Annotated in this window: 4 protein-coding genes and 1 pseudogene; 3 read left to right on the forward strand and 2 right to left on the reverse strand. The window is 66.7% G+C overall.

What is annotated here, in order from left to right; genetic code table 11:
• Positions 1-162: 162 nt before the first annotated feature.
• A pseudogene (locus AC5P1C_RS43465) lies at positions 163-1,311 on the reverse strand (IS701 family transposase); the annotation flags it as partial.
• A 26-nt stretch (positions 1,312-1,337) separates the two neighbouring features.
• On the opposite strand from AC5P1C_RS43465, the gene AC5P1C_RS43470 reads away from it, so the two are divergent.
• Together AC5P1C_RS43470 and AC5P1C_RS43475 are read left to right on the forward strand one after the other, a co-directional pair.
• Positions 1,338-1,466 carry a hypothetical protein gene (locus AC5P1C_RS43470; protein ID WP_493871543.1) on the forward strand — a complete coding sequence of 43 codons (129 nt, stop codon included), beginning with the start codon at positions 1,338-1,340 and terminating at the stop codon, positions 1,464-1,466.
• Between the two features lie 42 nt (positions 1,467-1,508).
• Positions 1,509-1,775 (forward strand): hypothetical protein, encoded by a 267-nt coding sequence (locus AC5P1C_RS43475; RefSeq protein WP_493871544.1) that lies wholly within the window; start codon positions 1,509-1,511, stop codon positions 1,773-1,775.
• A 31-nt stretch (positions 1,776-1,806) separates the two neighbouring features.
• Here the strand turns inward: AC5P1C_RS43475 and AC5P1C_RS43480 are convergent, their stop codons facing one another.
• Positions 1,807-2,055, reverse strand: coding sequence for a hypothetical protein (locus AC5P1C_RS43480; RefSeq protein WP_493871545.1), 249 nt, complete (start codon positions 2,053-2,055; stop codon positions 1,807-1,809).
• A gap of 830 nt (positions 2,056-2,885) precedes the next feature.
• Here AC5P1C_RS43480 and AC5P1C_RS43485 point away from each other — a divergent pair.
• Positions 2,886-3,215 (forward strand): MerR family transcriptional regulator, encoded by a 330-nt coding sequence (locus tag AC5P1C_RS43485; protein WP_493871546.1) that lies wholly within the window; start codon positions 2,886-2,888, stop codon positions 3,213-3,215.
• The last annotated feature ends 2 nt before the right edge of the window (positions 3,216-3,217 follow it).

Raw genomic sequence — 3,217 nt, forward strand, 5'->3', positions numbered from 1 at the left:
TCCAGCACCCGCCCCCGAGTACCACCACCGTCCCCGCCACCAGGACATATACCCAGCGAAAGAGGAATCCAGCACTAATGGGACTCCGTTAGGTCTGTCTCGGTCTCGGAGGCCTGCTCGGCAGGGGCTGGTGGCAGGCGGTGCAGATGCCTGTCCAGCACCTCAGGGTGTTCTGGAGGGTGTCGAGGACTTGGTAGAGGGTGAGGCTGGGCCGGGGACTTTTGGGGACAGGCGCTGTTCGGTCAGGAAGGCTTGGGCGGCGGTCACCAGGGTGATGTAGTGGTGCCAGCCTGGCCAGGAACGGCCGTCGAAGTGGTCAAGTCCCAGGCCGTGCTTGAGTTCGCGGTAGTCGTGCTCGATGCGCCAGCAGACCTTCGCCAGCCGGACCAGGTCGGTGATCGGGGTGTCGGCGGGCAGGTTGGACAGCCAGTGCTCGGTGGGTGACTTGGCGTCTTCGGGCCATTCGGTCAGCAGCCAGCAGTCGGGCAGGACGCCGTCCCACCAGCCCTGCTCAGCAGCGGCCGTGGCTTTGACCGGGCACTCGACGGCTGGGCCGGCCGGGCAGACCCCCGTACGGCGGCGAAACGGGAACGTAACTCTCCGCGCGAGCCTTGCCGCCAGGTGAGGGTGGTGAAATCCGTTCGCTAGAGTCCCGTGACGAGGGCTGCCACGGTGCCCTGTGGCGGTAGCGGGGCTGGGGTCAGCAGCCGACCGTGCCCTTGCGGGCCGGGGCCTCAGGCTTGGTGTCGAACGGATGGGCCGTCACGTTGGCCCGGATGGCCACACGTAGGCGAGCCGACGTTCCTGCAGGGCGGCCCGCAGGTGGGCGTTGGTGCCGTAGGCGGCGTCGGCCACCACCGCCGGCGCCTTCATGCCCCATTCGGTGAGGGTGTCGAGCATGTCCAGGGCCAGGCGCCACTTCTCCCGGTGTGTGATGTCGGGCGGAATCCTGGTCTTGGCCCGGCGGTCGCGGTCCGAGGCCCAGTCCTGGGGCAGGAACAGCGGCCATTGCAGCGGACACGAGGCGGTGTCACTCGCCGCGTGAACACTGACGGCGACCTGGCAGTTGGCTCGTTTGCCCAGGGCTCCGCAGTACTGCGGAGCCACGGCGACCGACATCTGGCCGTCCTTGGGCACCGACACGTCGTCGATCACCCAGGCCGCCGGATTGACCAGCGGCAGCGGGCGTTCGTTGATCCGGCGCTGCACCGGCACCGGGTCCCAGGTGGACTGGTTCACGAACTGCTGCAAGTTCTCAGGACTAGGGAGCGCAGCAGTCGGACCCTGCGGCGCCTGAGTGGCACGGCGGCCCGCAGCCGGGCCCCGCGGAGTCTGCCTTGAGGGAGCCCGAACGGGACCGTTCGCGGCGCCGGTTGACGCCCTACGTCGTTGCAGGCGCCGTACTCGCGGCGGCGAGTGCGGACGTGTGGCAGTACGCGGCCGGCGACAAGCAGGACCAAGAGTAAGCCGCGAAGGCCGCCGCGTACAAGGGCGTATCAGCCACAGACTTGACCGTTGGTGAGGTCAAGGCAGAGACGTTGGCGAAATGGAGCAAGGACGGCCGATCCGTCATCTTGACCGCGTGGGTCGACCCCGAGGAGAAGCCGAAGATCGTTCGTATCGACTCGGGAGGGCAGACTGCGAAGGAGGAAGTAGCCCCTCGCAAAAAGAGCGAGTTCGCAATGCCGATCCAGTTGGAAGTGAAAGTAGCGGTCAAGGACCACTATCAGCCCGTCCGCTTGTCGATAGCTGTAGGCGGACTGGACTGGAAGTGACGGGCGGAGGGCCTGACGACCCTAGCCGGAACTAGCCTGGCCTCTCCTGGTGTTGAGGGCCGGGACCTTCTGCCTCGCATTCTGGAAGAGTTGCCCGAGGAACATCGTGGCGCACCGCGTTGGTGACGAGCTCGGAGACCACCAGGACGACGGTGTCGGCGTCCTCGGGCGCGATCTGCGGCTGCTTGACGTCTTCCAGGAAGGCCCGGGTGGCACCGCGCGCGTCGGTGACGGCGCGCGCGGAACGGTCGGCTGCGGCGTGGACGTCCATCGTGTTCATCAGGCCCCCCGGGTCTGATCGTCAATGCCTGGTCCGTCAGTGGGCTCCTTTGCCCCGGGCCCGCTCACCCCCTCCTGCCCCGTTCGCGATCGATTACCCCACCGTCGAACACACGAAAAGCTGTGTCGGCCGGAGTAGACATTGAGCAGTGGTGTGGTTATGGTTTCTCTCGTAACGGAGATCGAGCAAGCCCGGCAGAGACGAACTGCCAGGCAGCAGTACCCGCAAGTGCAGTTGCAGGATGGTGCGGTGGTGGAGTTTCGAAGCCAGAGCGGTTGCAGGACGGCGACGGGGTTGACGACCGGACCGGGTGGCCCGCAGTGATCAGGGGCCATCGTGAGCAGTACGGAAAGTGCAGTTCGCAGGACCAGCAGTGCAGTGAGCAGTGCCTCGGTGAAGGCGTCGGCTGCGGGCGCGCGCACCGGGAAGTCCGGCAGTGGGGTTCTGAGCCAGAGCAGACGCAGGAGAGGCGACGGGGCTGGCTGCCGGAGCGTGACGCTCAATCAGGTCACCAACAGTTCGCATCACCCAGCAGTACGCAGTTCCCGTAGGCAAGCAAGTGATTCAAGAGGGAAGAGCGGAGGAGCCGAGCGCCATCAGGAGGATCGCCCGGACGGAGTGTTGAGTCCGGGTACCGCAGGACATCGATAGTGAGGTGGTCTCCGGTCAAGCAACCGCGATCCCTGCAGTCCCGACAACTTCGAGGTCGGGTCTGCGGAAACAGAAGGTCGGCGCAGGATCAGGGCCGGCAGATGGTGTAGCAGTTCCTTCGGGGCTCGGGTGCCAGTACGGCACCCGGGCCCCTTGAGCGTGTTCCACAGAGAGGCACAGTGACAGCAGACGATTCCTTCGGGCGTCTCGACGACGACTACCCCGCCTACACCATGGGCCGGGCCGCCGAGATGCTCAACACCACCCAGGGCTTCCTCCGTGCGATCGGCGAAGCCCGCCTGATCACCCCGCTGCGCTCTGCGGGCGGGCACCGCCGCTACTCCCGCTACCAACTGCGCATCGCCGCCCGCGCCCGGGAACTCGTCGACCAGGGCACCCCCATCGAGGCCGCCTGCCGCATCGTCATCCTCGAAGACCAGCTCGAGGAAGCCCAGCGCATCAACGTCCGGTACCGCGATGCCGCCGAAACAGCAGGATCGGCCGGCTGAAG

It is taken from the genome of Streptomyces sp. A18, from assembly GCF_059026065.1.